General features: G+C 70.3%; 14 protein-coding genes and 2 rRNA genes. 7 read left to right on the top strand and 9 right to left on the bottom strand.

What is annotated here, in order from left to right:
* The 4 genes from G5C66_RS25100 to G5C66_RS25085 all read left to right on the top strand — a co-directional run.
* Window positions 1-102 (top strand): 23S ribosomal RNA (locus tag G5C66_RS25100); the annotation flags it as partial.
* 174 nt (window positions 103-276) lie between these two features.
* A 5S ribosomal RNA gene (gene rrf, locus G5C66_RS25095) occupies window positions 277-393 on the top strand.
* 126 nt (window positions 394-519) lie between these two features.
* Window positions 520-1,593 (top strand): tetratricopeptide repeat protein, encoded by a 1,074-nt coding sequence (locus G5C66_RS25090; protein WP_165114424.1) that lies wholly within the window; start codon window positions 520-522, stop codon window positions 1,591-1,593.
* 206 nt (window positions 1,594-1,799) lie between these two features.
* Entirely contained in the window at window positions 1,800-2,330 is a 531-nt protein-coding gene (locus G5C66_RS25085; RefSeq protein ID WP_338144318.1) for a DUF3145 domain-containing protein, read from the top strand.
* 93 nt (window positions 2,331-2,423) lie between these two features.
* Here the strand turns inward: G5C66_RS25085 and G5C66_RS25080 are convergent, their stop codons facing one another.
* From G5C66_RS25080 to aceE, 7 genes are all read right to left on the bottom strand, one after another.
* Complete coding sequence (locus tag G5C66_RS25080) at window positions 2,424-3,863, bottom strand: acyl-CoA carboxylase subunit beta (RefSeq protein ID WP_165114421.1); 1,440 nt, start codon at window positions 3,861-3,863, stop codon at window positions 2,424-2,426.
* The gene (locus G5C66_RS25075) at window positions 3,863-5,131 is read right to left on the bottom strand and encodes a beta-ketoacyl-[acyl-carrier-protein] synthase family protein (protein WP_165114418.1); all 1,269 of its coding nucleotides are present in this window, start codon (window positions 5,129-5,131) and stop codon (window positions 3,863-3,865) included. Before G5C66_RS25075 ends, G5C66_RS25080 begins: the two co-directional genes overlap by 1 nt.
* Before the next feature lie 90 nt (window positions 5,132-5,221).
* On the bottom strand, window positions 5,222-5,473 hold the full coding sequence (locus G5C66_RS25070; protein WP_008364250.1) for an acyl carrier protein: 252 nt from the start codon (window positions 5,471-5,473) through the stop codon (window positions 5,222-5,224).
* A gap of 54 nt (window positions 5,474-5,527) precedes the next feature.
* Window positions 5,528-6,514, bottom strand: a complete 987-nt coding sequence (locus tag G5C66_RS25065; RefSeq protein WP_165114415.1) for a beta-ketoacyl-ACP synthase 3 — start codon at window positions 6,512-6,514, stop codon at window positions 5,528-5,530.
* On the bottom strand, window positions 6,511-7,701 hold the full coding sequence (locus G5C66_RS25060) for an acyltransferase domain-containing protein (protein WP_165114412.1): 1,191 nt from the start codon (window positions 7,699-7,701) through the stop codon (window positions 6,511-6,513). Before G5C66_RS25060 ends, G5C66_RS25065 begins: the two co-directional genes overlap by 4 nt.
* Before the next feature lie 102 nt (window positions 7,702-7,803).
* Entirely contained in the window at window positions 7,804-8,991 is a 1,188-nt protein-coding gene (locus G5C66_RS25055) for a PucR family transcriptional regulator (RefSeq protein ID WP_165114409.1), read from the bottom strand.
* A gap of 110 nt (window positions 8,992-9,101) precedes the next feature.
* Window positions 9,102-11,903, bottom strand: coding sequence for a pyruvate dehydrogenase (acetyl-transferring), homodimeric type (gene aceE / locus G5C66_RS25050; RefSeq protein ID WP_338144317.1), 2,802 nt, complete (start codon window positions 11,901-11,903; stop codon window positions 9,102-9,104).
* Window positions 11,904-12,027: 124 nt separating this feature from the next.
* Here aceE and G5C66_RS25045 point away from each other — a divergent pair, with 124 nt between their 5' ends.
* Complete coding sequence (locus G5C66_RS25045; RefSeq protein ID WP_338144316.1) at window positions 12,028-12,921, top strand: carbohydrate kinase family protein; 894 nt, start codon at window positions 12,028-12,030, stop codon at window positions 12,919-12,921.
* A 7-nt stretch (window positions 12,922-12,928) separates the two neighbouring features.
* Here G5C66_RS25045 and G5C66_RS25040 read toward each other — a convergent pair whose 3' ends face one another.
* The gene (locus G5C66_RS25040; protein ID WP_165114400.1) at window positions 12,929-13,900 is read right to left on the bottom strand and encodes an NAD(P)/FAD-dependent oxidoreductase; all 972 of its coding nucleotides are present in this window, start codon (window positions 13,898-13,900) and stop codon (window positions 12,929-12,931) included.
* Window positions 13,897-14,973 (bottom strand): glutamate-cysteine ligase family protein, encoded by a 1,077-nt coding sequence (locus G5C66_RS25035; protein ID WP_165114397.1) that lies wholly within the window; start codon window positions 14,971-14,973, stop codon window positions 13,897-13,899. The genes G5C66_RS25040 and G5C66_RS25035 overlap by 4 nt, the downstream gene beginning before the upstream one ends.
* A 79-nt stretch (window positions 14,974-15,052) precedes the next feature.
* On the opposite strand from G5C66_RS25035, the gene G5C66_RS25030 reads away from it, so the two are divergent.
* Together G5C66_RS25030 and G5C66_RS25025 are read left to right on the top strand one after the other, a co-directional pair.
* Window positions 15,053-15,829, top strand: coding sequence for a siderophore-interacting protein (locus tag G5C66_RS25030; RefSeq protein WP_338144315.1), 777 nt, complete (start codon window positions 15,053-15,055; stop codon window positions 15,827-15,829).
* 192 nt (window positions 15,830-16,021) lie between these two features.
* On the top strand, window positions 16,022-17,209 hold the full coding sequence (locus G5C66_RS25025) for a Cmx/CmrA family chloramphenicol efflux MFS transporter (RefSeq protein WP_165114392.1): 1,188 nt from the start codon (window positions 16,022-16,024) through the stop codon (window positions 17,207-17,209).
* Window positions 17,210-17,271 lie beyond the last annotated feature (62 nt).

Raw genomic sequence — 17,271 nt, 5'->3', positions numbered from 1 at the left:
TTTATGGGTTAAGGCCCCCTACAGACTATGGGGTTGATAGGCCGGAGGTGTACAGCAGTGATGCCCAGCCGACCGGTACTAATAGGCCGAGGGCTTATCTTTCATAAACCCTCAACAAAAACAACAACCATCGAAGACTGACTCTTTGATGAGACTGTTCGCGTCCACACCAACTAGCAACACATGCTAGAACTGAACAATGGCTTGGCCACCCCAAGCAGCATCGCCTGGCAGCGAAAGCGCCGGCAGATGCACGCGGGGGTGAGTCGATAGAGTTACGGCGGCCATAGCGAAGGGGAAATACCCGGTCCCATCCCGAACCCGGAAGTCAAGCCCTTCAGCGCCGATGGTACTGCAACCGAGAGGCTGTGGGAGAGTAGGACGCCGCCGGACAAAATTTCAGGTAGAGGCCGCCCATTGGGCGGCCTCTACTGCTTTTACTGGCACTGAGTTTGTCAAACGTAACGATCTGGGGATCTTCGAAGTCGGCTGCGGTACGCAGCAGTGAGGATGGCGGCTATGGCTGACGAGCGCCGTAGCAACAGAGGCGGTAAGCCCGCCGGGCGCCCGGGGCGTCCGAAGAGCTCTGGTTCATCCACCGGCGGCCGTGGTGGCCGATCGGGTGGGGGTCGGCCTGGCGCCGGCCGCAGCAGCGACCGCCGGGACGGTGGCGGTGGCCGCGGCGGCGAGCAGCGCCGTGATGGCGGCCGGGGTGGCGACGAGCGTCGCGACGGCAAGCCGTCGACCGGCCGTGGTGGCCCGCGCGCGGGCGGCCGCGCCGACGGTCCGAAGCGCGGTGGCGGCAGCGACCGCAAGGGTGGCTACTCCAAGGACCGCGGCGGCAAGCCCGGTGGCAAGCCGCCGCGTCGCTTCGACGAGCCGCGCGAGGAGCGTACGGCGGACCAGCGGGCCTACGACGGTCCGGAGCTCCCGCCCGAGGTGACCGGCAAGGAACTGGACCGTGCGATCGCGGCTCAGCTGCGCGGTCTGCCGGAGAAGCTGGCGGCACGCATCGCCCGCCACCTCGTCGCTGCGGACATGTACATCGACTCCGACCCGGAGCTGGCCTACCAGCACGCCAAGGCGGCCAAGTCGCGTACTCAGCGGATCGCGGTGATCCGCGAGGCGCTGGGCGAGGCTGCGTACGCTGCGGGCCACTACTCCGAGGCGCTCGCCGAGCTGCGCGCCGCGAAGCGGATGAACGGCGCGACGGCCTACCTGCCGATCATGGCGGACTGCCACCGTGCGCTCGGTCAGCCCGAGCAGGCGATCAAGCTCGCGCACAGCCCGTCCGTGGTGAACTTCGAGGCGCCGGCGAAGGCCGAGATGACCATCGTCGAGGCCGGTGCTCGCCGCGACATGGGCCAGTACGACGCGGCCCTGCGAATCCTCGAGCAGTCGCCGCTCAACAACAAGAGCCGCGAGCCGTGGGTGGTGCGGCTCCGCTACGCGTACGCCGACACGCTCCAGGACGCCGGCCGCGACAAGGACGCGCTGACCTGGTTCCACCGCACCTACGCGATCGACGCCGACGAGATCACCGACGCTGCGGCGCGGGCCGAGGCGCTCGAGAAGACGGTCGAGAGGGACTGAGAACCGCTCGGATGATGTGGTCGGTGGCGGTCGACAGCTGTGTCGACCGCCACTGGTCGTTTTGCCTCGGTACTGGAGATCCTGGGCCTGGTAGGTAAGAATGGAGAACACAACTACATCCATGTGATCCGCCGAAGTGTTTCCTTCACGCATGATCGAGCCCGCTGGGGAAGGCGTAGCTCGCGCCGCAACGAAGGAGATATTCGGTGACCACTCAGATCAAGGACCCGAGCGCCTCGCGTGGTAACGCCCGAGGCGTTGTGTTCGTGCATTCGGCTCCCTCCGCGCTCTGCCCTCATATCGAATGGGCCGTCGCGGGGGTGCTTGGTGTGCCGGTGAACTTCGACTGGACGGCGCAGCCCGCCCAGGCCGGCACCTACCGAGCTGAGCTCTTCTGGTCGGGTGCGATCGGCTCTGCCGCCGCGATCGCCTCGGCGCTGAAGGGCTGGACGCACCTGCGCTTCGAGGTCACCGAGGACGCGACATCGACCTCCGAGGGGGCGCGTTACTCCTTCACGCCCGATCTCGGCGTCTTCCACGCCGTCACCGGGATGCACGGCGACATCATGATCCCCGAGGACCGTCTCAAGGCCGCGGTCGTGAAGGCTGCGCTGGGCGACACCACGCTCGAGCTCGAGGTGGACAAGCTCCTCGGCAAGCCGTGGGACGACGAGCTGGAGACGTTCCGTCACGCGGGGGAGGGTGCGCCCGTACGCTGGCTGCACCAAGTCGTCTGAGCGACGGTCGTCGGCCGCAGAGCACGGCCGACGAAGAAGCTGAGGCCCCGGAGCGTGAGCTCCGGGGCCTCAGTTGTGTCAGACCGGTGTCGGTCAGAGAGGGATGTTGCCATGAGCACCGCGGCGTACGCCGACGGTCTGGATCGCGTCCTCGAAGGCGGCCGCGATGGCGCTCCGGGTTGCCGAAGGCTCGATGACCTCATCCACGACACCGATCTCGACGGCCTTGTCGACACCGCCGGCGAGCCGCTCGTGCTCCGCCGCGAGCTCCGCCTCGACCTGAGGACGGAGGTCGGGGGCGACCTCGGCGAGCTTGCGGCGGTGCAGGATGCGGATCGCGGCGACTGGCCCCATGACCGCGACCTCCGCGCCCGGCCAGGCGAAGACCTTGGTCGCGCCGAGCGAGCGGGCGTTCATGGCGATGTAGGCGCCACCGTAGGTCTTTCGGGTCACCAGGGTGACCCGGGGGACCACGCACTCGCCGAAGGCGTGCAGGAGCTTGGCGCCGCGGCGGACGACCCCGTCCCACTCCTGGCCGACGCCCGGCAGGTAGCCGGGGACGTCGACGACGACGATCAGCGGGACGCCGAGCGAGTCGCAGAGACGTACGAACCGGGAGGCCTTCTCCGCCGAGAGGGAGTCGAGGCAGCCGCCGAGACGCAGCGGGTTGTTGGCGACGACGCCGACCGTGCGGCCGCCGAAACGGCCCAGGGCGGTGACGATGTTGGGCGCCCAGCGGGCGTGCAGCTCCTGGGCGGTGCCCTCGTCGAGGATGTTCTCGACCAGCGGGTGTACGTCGTAGGCGCGCTTCTTCGACTCCGGCAGCTGCTCGGCGAGGTCCTTGTCCTCGACCGAGGCGACGTCGAGGCCGCCCTGCGAGCCGAGGAGGGAGGTGACCGTGCGGGCCTTGTCGAGCGCCTCGCGCTCGGACTCGGTGAGGATGTGGACGACGCCGGAGCGGCGGCCGTGCGGCTCAGGGCCGCCGAGACGCAGCATGTCGACGTCCTCACCGGTGACCGAACGTACGACGTCGGGACCGGTGACGAAGATGCGGCCCTCGGGGCCGAGGATCACGACGTCGGTGAGGGCGGGGCCGTAGGCAGCGCCGCCCGCAGCCGGGCCGAGGACGACCGAGATCTGCGGGATCTTGCCGCTGGCCTGGGTCATCGCGTGGAAGATGCGTCCGACCGCGTGCAGGGAGAGCACGCCCTCGGCCAGCCGGGCGCCGCCGGAGTGCCACAGGCCGATGATCGGGATGCCGTCGGTCATCGCCCGGTGGTAGGCGTCGACCACCACCCGGCAGCCGAGGTCGCCCATCGCGCCGCCCATGACGGTGGCGTCCGAGCAGAAGGCGACCGCGCGGGTGCCGTCGACCTCGCCGACGGCGGCCAGCATGCCGGACTCGTCGTCGGGGGAGATGAGGGCGACGGTGCCCTCGTCGAAGAACGCCTTCAGGCGGGTGAGCGGGTGACGCGGGTCCTGGTCACGGGGAAGCTTCTGCTTCGCCGCGGGGGCAGGAGCAGTGATCGTCATCAGATGCTTCCGTAGACGACCGCGACGTTCGCGCCGCCGAAGCCGAAGGAGTTGTTGAGCGCCGCGATGTCGCCGACCGGCAGGTCGCGCGCCTTGGTGGCGATGTCGAGCTCGACCGCGGGGTCGAGGTTGTCGAGGTTGATCGTCGGCGGTGACTGCCGGTGGTGGATCGCCAGCACGGTCGCGACGGTCTCGAGCGCGCCGGCTCCGCCGAGGAGGTGGCCGGTCATCGACTTGGTCGAGGTGACCACGACGTTCTCGACGTGCTTGCCGAGGGTGGCGTGGAGCATCAGGCCCTCGGCGATGTCACCCTGCGGGGTCGAGGTCGCGTGGGCGTTGACGTGGGCGATCGTGCTCGGGTCGATGTCGCCGTCCTCGAGCGCGCGCCGGATGGCGCGGCTGCCGCCGCGACCCTCCGGGTCGGGCTGGGCGATGTCGTGGGCATCGGCGGTCACGCCGGAGCCGAGGACCTCGGCGTAGATCCGGGCCCCACGGGCCTGGGCGTGCTCGAGGGACTCGAGCACGACGATGCCGGCACCCTCACCGAGGACGAAGCCGTCGCGGCCGGTGTCCCAGGGGCGGCTGACCGCGGTCGGGTCGCCACCGTCGGGGCCGGACGCGGTCTTGGACAGGGCCATCATGTTGGCGAACGCGGCGATCGGCAGCGGGTGGATCGCTGCCTCGGTGCCACCGGCGAGCACGACGTCGGCGCGGCCCAGACGGATCTGGTCGGCGGCCAGGGCGATCGCCTCGGAGCCGGAGGCGCAGGCGGAGATCGGGGTCTGAGCCGCGGCGCGGGCGCCGTAGGTCAGGGAGATGTTGGCTGCGGAGGCGTTGGCCATCAGCATCGGGACGGCGAGCGGGCTGACCCGGCGCGGTCCCTTGGCGAGAAGCGTGTCGTAGTTGTCGAGCAGGGTGGTCACGCCGCCGATGCCGGTGGCGACGGCGACGCCGAGGCGCTCACCGTCGAGGCCGGCCTCGGTCGCGGTGCCTTCGAAGCCGGCGTCCTTCCAGGCCTCGGCCGCGGCGACCACGGCGAACTGCGCGGAGCGGTCCAGGCGGCGGGCCTTGACCCTCTCCAGGACCTCGGAGGGCTCGACGGCGATGCGGCCAGCGATGCGTACGGGAAGGTCTTGGGCCCACTCCTCGGTGAGCTCGCGGACGCCGGAGCGGCCGGCGATCAAGGCATCCCAGGTGGTGGCTACGTCTCCGCCGACGGGGTTGGTGGTGCCCAATCCGGTGACGACGACTCGGGTGCGGCTGCTCATGTGGTCTCCGTGGGGTGTGTGCGCGTGGTGATCAGGTGATGAAGGTCCGGCGGCTCGGCCTGGGAGGGTTGGCCGAGCCGCCGGGGCGCGTCAGGCGTTCGCGGACGCCTTCTCGATGAAGCTCACCGCGTCGCCAACGGTCTTGAGGTTCTTGACCTCCTCGTCGGGGATGGATACGCCGAACTTCTCCTCGGCAGCGACGACGACCTCGACCATGGACAGCGAGTCGACGTCGAGGTCGTCGACGAACGACTTGTCGAGCTGAACGTCGGCGACATCGATGCCGGCGACCTCGTTGACGATCTCGGCGAGGTCGGAGCGGATCTCTTCGGTGGTGGCCATGTGTGGTGCTTCCTCTCGGATTTTCTTTGTGGTGAAACTCTGGATGGTGCGGGACTAGGGCAGGACGACGACCTGGGCGGCGTAGACCAGCCCGGCGCCGAACGCGATGAGCAGTGCGGTGTCGCCCGACTGAGCCTGCCCTTCTTCGATCATCCGCTCAAGGGCGAGCGGGACCGAGGCGGCCGAGGTGTTGCCCATCGTGGCGATGTCGCGCGCGATCTTGACCGTCTCCGGCAGCTTCATGGAGCGGGCAAGGGCGTCGACGATCCGCATGTTGGCCTGGTGAGGCACGAAGCAGTCGAGCTCGTCGGCGGTGATGCCGGCCTTCTCGAGCGCCTCCTGGCCGACCTTGGCCATCGCGAAGGAGGCCCAGCGGAAGACGGGGTTGCCCTCCATCGTCAGCCAGGGTGTCTCCTTGGCCTCGTTCGCCTCGAACCAGTCGGGGGTCTGGATCAGCTCGGCCTTGTCGCCGGAGGAGCCCCAGACGACCGGGCCGATCCCGGGCTCGTCGCTCGGGCCGACGACCGCGGCGCCCGCGCCGTCGGCGAAGATGAAGGCGGTGCCACGGTCGTGCGGGTTCGTGATGTCGGAGAGCCGCTCGACCCCGATGACGAGTACGTTGCGCGCGCTGCCACCGCGGATGAAGTCGCTGGCCATCGCGATGCCGTGGCAGAAGCCGGCACAGGCTGCCGAGATGTCGAAGGCGGCCGGGTGGTCGGCACCGAGCTCGTCGGCGACCAGCGCGGCGACCGCAGGGGTCTGGCGCATGTGGCTGACGGTGGCGACGATGACGCAGTCGATCTCGTCGATGCTGATCTTGGCGTGGTCGAGCGCCTTGCGGGAGGCGGCGACCGACATCATCTGGACGGTCTCCTCGTCGTTCGCCCAGCGGCGCTCGACGATGCCGGAGCGGGTGCGGATCCACTCGTCGGAGGAGTCAATGAGGTCGACGATCTCGCTGTTGGGGATCACCCGGCTGGGGCGGTAGCCGCCCACGCCGAGGATGCGGGCGTGCGGGGCGCCTGTGGGGGCTGAGATCACGAGTGGTGGACTCCCGTCGGGTGCAGGCGGAGCAGGGGCTGGCCGGGGGAGACCAGGTCGCCGTCCTCGACCAGCCACTCGATGACCTCGCCGCCGTGGGCCGAGGTGATCGCGATGGTGTCGCGGAGGCTGGCGATGGCGCCGATCTCGGTGCCGGCCGGGATGAGGTCGAGTCCGGACACCTGCTCGGAGAGCTTGAAGGTGCCCTTGGCCGGGGCGACGACCATGCGCCAGGTCGGCGTGGTCTCGATCGGGTTGGCCTCGCCGTGCTTCTCGACGAACGCACGGGCGTCCTCGAGCTGGTCGGGCGTCTTCAGTGCGAAGGTCTCGACTCCCTTGAGGGCGCGCTTGGCGATCCCGGTCAGGGTGCCGGCCGGCGGCATCTCGAGGATGCCGGTCACGCCGATGTTGGACATGGTGTCGAGGCAGAGGTCCCAGCGCACCGGGCTGGCGATCTGGCCGACGATGCGCTCCAGCGCCTTGGCACCGTCGTGGACGATCTGGCCGTCCTTGTTGCTGATCAGACGCGTACGCGGGTCGTGGGTCGAGACGCTCTGGGCCAGCCGGGCGAGGTGGCCGACGGCGGGCTCCATGTGCTTGGTGTGGAAGGCGCCGGCGACGCTGAGCGGCATCAGCCTGGCCTTGGCGGGCGGGTCGGCGGCGAACGCCTCGAGCTGCTCGAGCGTGCCCGCGGCGACGATCTGGCCGGGACCGTTGTCGTTGGCAGGGGTGAGCCCGTGCTTCTCGATCGCGGCGAGGACCTCCTCGCGGTCTCCGCCGAGGACCGCCGTCATGCCGGTCGGCGTCTTCGCGGCGGCTTCGGCCATGGCCTTGCCGCGCTCGCGGACGAGCACCATCGCCTGCTCGGCGCTGATCGCGCGAGCACCCGCGGCGGCGGTGATCTCACCGACGCTGTGGCCGGCGACGGCGCCGATCTTGGCGAAGGCGTCCGCGGGCTGCGGGAAGAGCTGCAGCGCGGCGACCAGGCCGGTCGCGACCAGCAGCGGCTGGGCGATCTCGGTGGCGCGGATGGTCTCTGCGTCGGCATTGGTGCCGTAGTCGATCAGGTCGATGCCTGCGACGGTCGAGAGCCACTCCATACGAGCGGCGAAAGCGGGGTCCTCCAGCCACGGGGTGAGGAATCCTGGTGTCTGGGCACCTTGTCCTGGGGCGACAATGACGAGCACGGAACGATGGTCCCGTCTGGAGGGGTCCTGGTTCACCTGCGGCGGCGACGATATCTGTCAGGCAAGCTTGTAGAGGTTCTACAATTCTCGCCGCTGCCAGACTCAATGGTCCTGTTGCCTGCCGAGGATCAGCGCGACCTGCAGCGCCAGGGCGTCGCGGGAGTCGGTCGGGGTGAACCCGGTGAGCTCGGCGACCTGCTTGAGGCGGTAGCGCACCGTGTTGGGGTGCACGAACAGGGCGCGACCGGTGGCCTCGAGGCCGCCACCGGCGGCGAAGTACGCGGCCAGCGTCTCGATCAGGGTGCTGCGAGCCTCCACCAACGGCTGGTAGAGATGCTCGATCAGGTAGCGGTGGGCCCAGGCGTCGCCGGCCAGCGCGCGCTCGGGCAGGAACGACTGGCTCCGCGCCGGCCGCGGCGCGTCCGGCCAGCCGGGCGCGGCTCGGTAGGCCGAGAGTGCGGCCCGGGCCGACTCGGCGGCCGTCGCGAGGCCCTTCGCCAACGGGCCGACCACGACGGGTCCGTCGGCGAAGAGGTCGGCGATGTGCTCGGCGGCTTCGAGGGGGTCCTCGATGCCGCCGAGCAGGGCGACGAGGCGGTCACCCTGGACCGCGCACAGGGTGTGCATGTCGTGGGCGCGGGCGCGGCGGCGTACTTCTTCCATGGCGGCGTCGAGGCCGATGCCGTCGGGCGCGTGGCCCAGCACGGCGCACAGCTGCAGGTCGGCGTCCCAGCCGAGTGCGCTGGCGCGGGAGAGAACGACCTCGTCGGTCTCGGCGCGCAGCACCGCGTCGACGACGAGCGCCTCGAGCCGGGCGTCCCACGCGCCGCGCTGCTCGGCCGCACGGGCGTAGACCTCGGCGGTGGCGAAGGCGACCTCGCGTGCGTAGCGGCCGATCGCCTCGTGCACGTCCGCGGCGTCCTCGGCGCCGAGGAGGTCGTCGATGTTGGCCTCGACGACCTCGATCGAGAGCCGCACCAGATCGACGGTCTGCTGAAGCGTGATGATGCCGGTCAGCGCACGGGGCGCGACGCCGAACATGGAGGCGGCCAGGTCGGGCTTGGCGGTGTCGGCGGAGGCGCCGCCGGCGTACCAGCCGACGAACTCCTTGATGCCGGCCTGCACGATCAGGCCGACCAGGGAGCGGTTCTTCGCGGAGAGGTCCTTGAACCACGGCATCGCGTCGTCCATACGCGACGTGGCCGCCGTCGCCAGCCGCCCGGTCGCACGCCGCAGCGCCTGCGCTGTGCGCTGGCGGGTGGGAGGAATCACTGCGGTCACGTTGTCCATTCTTGCGCTTAGTACATCTCATGACATGCCGAGTCGGCGCATCCGACCCCTCTGGCTCGCTTCGCTTCGCCAGACACGGGGTCAGATGCGCCGACTCGGCGCCACGAGCTTCAGGCGTCGCCGCCCTCCTGCATGATGCCCTTGGTGGCCGTCGGGTCGTCGATGCGGTAGGCGTCGAAGGCCTTCTTCACCAGCGAGGAGTCGATCTCGCCGGCCTCGGCCAGGGCCTGGAGGGCCTGGACGACGACGGACTGGGCGTCGATCTGGAAGAAGCGACGTGCGGCCGGGCGGGTGTCGGCGAAGCCGAACCCGTCGGCGCCCAGGACGCGGTAGTCGTCCGGCACCCAGCGGGCGATCTGCAGCGGGACGGCCCGCATGTAGTCGGAGACCGCGATGACGGGGCCGGTGGACGCCGAGAGCTTCTCGGTGACGTACGGCGTGCGCGGGGTCTCGCCCGGGTGGTTGAGGCTCCACTGCTCGGCGTCGATGGCGTCGCGGGCGAGCTCGTTCCACGAGGTGACCGACCAGGTGTCGGCGTTGACGCCCCAGTCCTCCTTGAGGAGGCGGGCGGCCTCCTCGACCCACGGGAAGCCGACGCCGGAGGCCAGCAGGCGGACCTTCGGACCCTCGCCCTCGGCGGTCGAGACCTGGTGGATGCCCTTCAGGATGCCCTCGACGTCGACGCCCTCGGGCTCCTTGGGCTGGCTGACCGGCTCGTTGTAGACGGTCAGGTAGAAGATGACGTCCTCGCCGTGCGGGTGCTCCTCGGAGGTGCCGTACATCCGCTCGAGGCCGCTCTGCATGATGTGGGAGACCTCGTAGGCGAACGCCGGGTCGTAGTGCACGACCGCCGGGTTGGTCGCCGCCAGCAGCGGGGAGTGACCGTCGGCGTGCTGGAGTCCCTCACCGGTCAGCGTGGTGCGACCGGCGGTGGCGCCGATCAGGAAGCCGCGGCCCATCATGTCGGCCATCGCCCAGATGGAGTCGCCGGTGCGCTGGAACCCGAACATCGAGTAGAAGATGTAGAACGGGATCATCGGCTCGCCGTGGGTGGCGTATGCCGTGCCGGCCGCGGTCGCCGACGCCAGCGCCCCCGCCTCGGAGATGCCCTCGTGGAGCAGCTGGCCCTGCGCGGACTCCTTGTAGGAGAGCAACAACTTCCGGTCGACGCTCTCGTACTGCTGGCCGCCCGGGTTGTAGACCTTCGCGCTCGGGAACATCGCGTCCATGCCGAAGGTGCGGTATTCGTCGGGCGCGATCGGGACGATGCGCTTGCCGATCTCGGGGTCACGCATCCAGTCCTTGAGGAGCCGGACGGTGGCCATCGTGGAGGCGATCTTGTTCTTGCCGGAGCCCTGCTTGAGCTCGGAGTAGACCTTGTCGCCCGGCAGGGTGAGCGGCTTGAACTCGACCCGGCGCTGGGGGAGCGGGCCGCCGAGCTGCTTGCGGCGCTCCATCATGTATTCGATCTCGGCGGACTCCGGACCCGGGTTGAAGAACGGCGCCGCGCCGGTCTGCTCGTAGGTCGCCTCGAGCTCCTTGTCGGAGATCGGCAGGAGCAGACGGTCGCGGAACTTCTTCAGGTCCGCCATGGTCAGCTTCTTCATCTGGTGGGTGGCGTTCTTGCCCTCCAGAGCGTCGATCGTCCAGCCCTTGATGGTGTGGGCCAGGATGACGGTCGGCTGACCGACGGTCTTGGTGGCCGCGTCGAACGCGGCGTAGACCTTGCGGTAGTCGTGGCCGCCGCGGGGCAGCTTGCGGATCTGCTCGTCGCTCATCTGCTCGACCATCTTGCGCAGGCGCGGGTCGGAGCCGAAGAAGTTCTCCCGGACGTAGGCACCGGTCTCGACCGAGTAGGTCTGGAACTGGCCGTCGGGGGTGGAGTTCATCTTGTTGACCAGGACGCCGTCGACGTCCTTGGCGAGCAGCTGGTCCCACTCGCGGCCCCAGATGACCTTGATGACGTTCCAGCCGGCACCGCGGAAGTTGGACTCCAGCTCCTGGATGACCTTGCCGTTGCCGGTCACCGGGCCGTCGAGCTGCTGCAGGTTGCAGTTGACCACCCAGACCAGGTTGTCGAGCTCCTCGCGGGCGGCGACCCGGATGGCGCCGAGCGACTCGGGCTCACCCATCTCGCCGTCACCGAGGAACGCCCACACGCGCTGGTCGGAGGTGTCCTTGATGCCGCGGTTCTGCAGGTAGCGGTTGAACCGGGCCTGGTAGATCGAGTTGATCCCGGTCAGACCCATCGAGACCGTCGGGAACTCCCAGAAGTCCGGCATCAGGCGTGGGTGCGGGTAGCTGGAGATGCCCTGGCCGACGCCGTGCTGCACCTCCTGGCGGAAGCGGAAGAGCTGCTCCTCGGTGAGCCGGCCCTCCAGGAACGCGCGCGCGTAGATGCCGGGGGAGGCGTGGCCCTGGATGAAGACCTGGTCGCCACCGCCGGGGTGGTCCTTGCCGCGGAAGAAGTGGTTGAAGCCGACCTCGTAGAGGCTCGCGGAGGACTGGTAGGTGGCGATGTGGCCACCCACCTCGAGGCCCTTGCGGTTGGCGGAGGAGACCATGACGGCGGCGTTCCAGCGGATGAAGGCGCGGATGCGTCGCTCGATGTCCTCATCGCCCGGGAACCACGGCTCGCGGTCGGAGGGGATGGTGTTGATGTAGTCGGTGCTGCGCAGGGCGGGGACGCCGACGGACTGTTCCCGGGCACGCTCCAGAAGACGCAGCATGAGGTAGCGGGCCCGCTCGCGCCCGCTCGACTCGAGCATCGCGTCGAACGAGCCGAGCCACTCACTGGTCTCTTCGGGATCGATGTCCGGAAGCTGGGTCGGTAGACCCTCGTGGATTACGGTCGGCTGGGCGGGGGTCGGGCCCTGCGGACCACCAGTCGTCTCGGTGGATTCTTCGGTCACATCCTCAATGGTCGCACGCGGTCGAGAGCGGTTGCCCATCCGCGGTGGGTTACTGGACAGTAGGAGGTTTCTGCTGGTCAACCCCGGAAAACCAGTTCGTACGCCGAGTTGCTACCCTGCCGCCGTGACCAGCCTGGATCGTGACAATGCCGCTGCTGACGTGTTGGTGGTAGGTGAGGCGCTGGTCGACGTGGTCACGACGGCCGACGGCGTGACCCGCGACCACCCCGGCGGGAGCGGCGCCAACGTCGCCGTGGCGCTCGGCCGGCTCGGCCGACCGGTGCGGTATGCGGCCTCGTTCGCTGACGATGCTCGCGGGCGCTCCCTGGCTGCTCACCTGGCTGATTCAGGTGTGGTGATGGCGTGCGACCCGCACGTGCTCGACCACACCTCGACCGCGCAGGCGACCATCGCGGCCGACGGGTCCGCGACGTACGTCTTCGACCTGGAGTGGAAGCTCGGCGAGATCGCGGTGGGGACGCCACGGTTCGTGCACATCGGCTCGCTCGCGCCGGTGCTCTCGCCCGGCGCCGAGACCGTCGTCGCGCTGCTCGACGGCCTCCCCGACTCCACCCGCGTCCTCTACGACATCAACATGCGGCCCACCCTGACCGGAACCGGCCAGGAGATCGTCTCGCGCATCGAGCGGGCAGCGGCGTACGCCGATGTGGTCAAGGCCAGCGACGAGGACCTGGAGACCCTCTACCCCGGGATCGGGCTCGACAAGGCGGCCGCGCGGCTGCTCGAGCTCGGTGCCGGCGCGGTCGCGGTGACCCGCGGTGGCGACGGGGCCAGCTGGATCACCGAGACCGAGCGGATCGACGTCGAGGCCGAGAAGGTGACCGTCGTGGACACCATCGGCGCCGGCGACACCTTCTCCGCGGGGCTGGTCGACGCGCTCTGGGACGACTTCGACCGCGACCGCCGCGAGGTGCTCGCCCACGGCGTCCGGGCGGCGGCGGTCACCGTCTCGCGTGCCGGTGCCAACCCGCCGACCCGGGCCGAGCTCGAGGGCTGACTCGCCCCTAGGCCGCCAGCCGCTCGGCGAGCGTACGTCCCAGCCAGGCCGAGGAGCGGACCGAGCTGCCACACCCGGCCAGGAGCAGGCCGGGCGCGGGCTCGTCCAGGACGAGCTTCTTCTGGGCGATGTCGACACCCCACAGGATCTGGTCGACCTGCGCCTCGCGGAGCCATGGGAGCGCGGTCGCGAGGCCACGCTCCAAGAGGGTGTCCCAATGGTCGACGGGACCGCTGAGATCGTCGTCCTCCACGATGTCCTCCTGGCCGACCAGGACCCGCAGGCGTCCCTCGACCGACTTCACGAAGGCGTAGCCGAAGCCGTCGCCGACCGGCACGATCGTGTGCGGCATCCGCTCGCGCTCCGGCGGGACCGGGAGGTCCAGCACGAAGAGCTGACGCTTCTCGAGCTCGGCGTCGGTCTCGGGGAAGAGCAGGGCGTTGGCGGCGCCCAGCGCGACCAGGACGCGCTCGGCCCGGATCGTCCCGCGGGTCGTGTCGACCAGGTGGCCCGAGCCGTCGGGACGTACGCCTTCGACGACGGCACGAGGCACGATCTGCGCGCCGGCCTCGGCCGCCCGCTCCAGCAGGTGGGAGACCAGCCGGGACGCGGAGATGTTGAGGGCAGGGATGTGCTCGCCGGTGTGGAGCAGGTGGTAGGTGTTCTCGATCGCGGCCAGGTCGACGCCGTCGGCAAGGAGGCTCTGCACGAACTCGGCGGTCTCCGTGGTCATCTCCCGCTTGACCGGGTCGGCCCAGGTCCACCGGATGCTGCCGCCGGAGTAGCGGTAGGTGGAGACGTGGCCGGGATCGTCGGCGGGGTCGTCGCTGAGCACCACGATCCTCAGCCCCGGGGACTTCCGCGCCAGGAAGTAGGCCGTCGCGGCGCCGATCGGTCCCGCTCCGCAGATCGCCACATCGGCCTCGGTGGGAAGTTCGGCGGTCAGGTCGGCGGGCAGGTCGGCGGGGAGATCAGTCAACGAAGTCCTTCCGGGTGGTACATCAGGCCGGTGCGCGAATAGGCGTCCAGAAGGCTATCGGCTGGGGTCCGTCCCTCGCCCAGCAACTGGTCCAGACAGTCCAGGTGGTGGACCTCCGGCGTGCCGGCGAGCGCGCGGCGGGCGGCGGCGAGGACCTCCCGCGCGCCGGCGGCGATCTCCGGGTCGGCGAACGCCGCGGTCGCGGCGCGTTGGTGCAGGTCGCGGCTGGGTCTGTCGGCAAGCCCCGGAAGGTCGTCGGCGAGGCAGACGCCGAGGGTCAGCGCCGCGCCGCCGAGCAGCAGGTCCCGGGTGAGGAAGGCGTCGAAGGCCTTGAACTCGATGCGCCCGTCCTCGCGCGGGATCCGCGGCTCGTGCACCATCGTGGGCTCACCCATGGGCGGGTCGATGAAGCAGCGAGCCGCCACCCGTCGCCAGGTGCGCTCGTAGGTGCGCTTGCTGGGCCCACGCCAGGGCCTGCCGGCATGGAAGGGCGAGCTGAAGCTGAACGGCACCATGAAGGGGCTGTAGTGGGTCAGCCTCCGGGTCATCTCGACCACCTGCTCCGCAGAGAGCCCGGGGAAGGAGAGGTTGATGTCGGGGCCGTAGCTCAGGTTGGAGACCTCGGCGTGGTCGTACTCGCGGTGCTCGGCCCGCATCTGCCGCTCCCACTCGTTGAGCGGCGGGTCGAGGACGTACGCCTCCCGGACCGGGTTGAAGCCGACGATGCCCAGCTGCAGACCGAGGGGCTCGAGACGCTTGGCGATGTCGCCCTGGAGCTCGACGAGCCGGTCGGCGGCCTCGGTGGTGCCGGCGCAGATCGGGGTGCGGATCTCGACGCCCTTGACCAGCATCGTGGTGAAGGTGCCGTCGGCGTCGAACCGCTCGTCGCCCTCGAGGTACCAGTAACCGCTCTTGATGCCGAGGTCGCCGCGGACGAGGCCGTCGTCGGTGGCGCCGGAGCCGTCGGCGAGGGCACGTTGGAGGGCGATGAAGTCGAGGTCCCCGAAGTCGTGGAAGATGCCCGACTCTGTGACCAAGGCATACTCGAACTCGAACCCGGCGGAGTAGAGCACGGCGCAACTCTAGGGCAGCCCGCGAGCGGTCATCCGCATTTGTCGAGAATTAGGTTAGGCTCCCCTCATGTTTCGCGCGGTGAAGCCGGAGACAAAGCCGGAGACGCGGGTCGTGGTGACCTCGACCCAGCGGCTCAGTCCTGGGATGACCCGTGTCCACTTCCGCGCCGAGGACCTCTCCGCCTTCGCCGGCAACGTGTGCACCGACCGGTTCGTGCGCCTGGAGATCCCGGTCGGCGACGGCTCGACCGTCTGCCGCACCTACACCGCCCTGGATCCTTCGGTCGCCGACGGCACCCTGGCCGTGGACTTCGTGCACCACGGTGAGGAGGGTGTCGCCGGCCGCTGGGCCGCGACCGTCGCGCAACCGGGCGATGTGCTCACTGTGCGTGGTCCGGGTGGGACGTACGCTCCGGACCCTGCTGCCGACTGGCACCTGCTCGTCGGTGACGAGTCGGGTCTGCCCGCGATCCGGGCGGCGCTGGCGGCGCTGCCGGCCGACGCGGTCGGCTACGCGGTGATCGAGGTGCCCTCCGCGGACCATGTCCAGGAGGTCGACGCGCCTGCCGGGGTCACCGTGCGATGGGTGGACGCCACCGTCGACCCGCCCCTCGAGACCGTCGTACGCGCGCTGCCCTGGCTCCTCGGTCGGGTGCACGCCTTCGTGCACGGTGAGGCCGAGGTCACGATGCAGCGGATCCGCCCCTACCTGCTGCGCGAGCGGGGGATGCCGCGTGGCGACCTGTCGATCTCCGGCTACTGGCGCCGCGGGAACAGCGAGGACAGCTTCCGGGTGTGGAAGCGCAGCCAGCGGGTCGAGCCGGTGGCCGCGTACGCCGGTCAGGCGCTGCGGTAGCCTACGGACCATGTCGAGCCCTGAGGCAGCCACTGTGGGGGCTTTCGGTCACGCCGTCAGCCCCCTGAACCACTGAGGTTCCAGCCCTTCCGCCCCGGTGCGTTCCGCGCGGGCGGTCGTTCGGTCGTCCCTGGGTGCTGGCCGTGGTGACGAGACGCGTTCCGTCCGTCCTCTCTGCCTCGGAGTACTCACATGCCTCTCGCGCTCTACCTGCTCGCCCTGGCGGTCTTCGCCATGGGCACCTCGGAATTCATGCTCGCCGGCCTGGTGCCGGACATCGCCGCCGGCCTCGACGTCTCGGTCGGGACCGCCGGTCTGCTCACCTCGGCCTTCGCGGTCGGGATGATCCTCGGCGCGCCCGTCATGGCCGCCTTCGCGCGCCGGTGGCCCGCGCGCGCCGCGCTCCTCGGCTGTCTGGCGCTCTTCGCCGCCTGCCATGTCGTCGCCGCGGTCATGCCGTCCTTCGCCGTGCTGTTCGTGTCCCGGGTGGTGGCGGCTGTCGCCAACGCCGGGTTCCTGGCGGTCGCGCTCAGCACCGCGACCCGCTTGGTGGCCCCTGACCGGAAGGGTCGCGCCCTCGCGGTCCTGCTGTCCGGTACGACGGTCGCCACCGTCGCCGGGGTGCCCGCCGGCGCGCTGCTCGGCACCGCGCTGGGCTGGCGCGCGACGTTCTGGGCGGTCGCGCTGCTGTGCGTCCCCGCCGCCCTCGGGATCGCCAACGGCGTCCGGCCCGGTGGCCGGGAGACATCGGGCGGTCCCGGCCGCTCCTTGGCCGCTGAGCTCGCGCAGCTACGGGCGCCGCGGTTGCTCGTCGCGATGCTTCTCGGTGCGCTGGTCAACGGTGGCACCTTCGCGGTGTTCACCTTCCTGGCGACGATCGTGACCGGTACGGCCGGTTTGGCGGAGGCGTGGGTGCCGCTGGCGCTGGTGCTGTTCGGCATCGGCTCGTTCGTCGGGGTCACGGCTGCCGGGCGGCTTTCCGACCGGCACCCGCGCCTGGTCATCGGGGCGGCCGCGCCCGCGCTGCTCGCGGGGTGGCTGCTCCTCGGACTGCTCGCCGACCGCGCGGTCCCGCTGCTCGTGCTGGTGTTCGTCCAGGGAGTCCTGGCGTTCGCGGTCGGCAGCAGCCTGATCGCGAGGGTGCTCTATGCGGCCTCGGGCGCGCCGACCATGGGCGGCTCCTACGCGACCGTCGCGCTCAACGTCGGAGCCGCGGCCGGGCCGGCGATCGGAGCGGCAGCCCTGTCGGGCTCCGCCGGCCTGGGACCGGTGTGGGTGGCGGCGGCCCTCACCGGGGTCGCGCTGGTCGTGCTGGTGCCGACGCTGCGCCTGGTCGCGCCGCGGGACCGGCCCCGGGAAGGCGTCGTGCCTGCTCCGTGACCGGTCCGCGCGGCAGGGGCCGGGGTTGCGCTTGGGGTTGGGCTGGGTCAGCGGGGCGGGAC

The organism is Nocardioides turkmenicus (genome assembly GCF_011045035.1).
In the GTDB taxonomy this organism is placed as follows: Bacteria; Actinomycetota; Actinomycetes; order Propionibacteriales; family Nocardioidaceae; genus Nocardioides; species Nocardioides turkmenicus.
The sequence above is the reverse complement of the archived record's forward strand: the minus strand, read 5'-3'. Positions and strand labels throughout refer to the sequence as shown.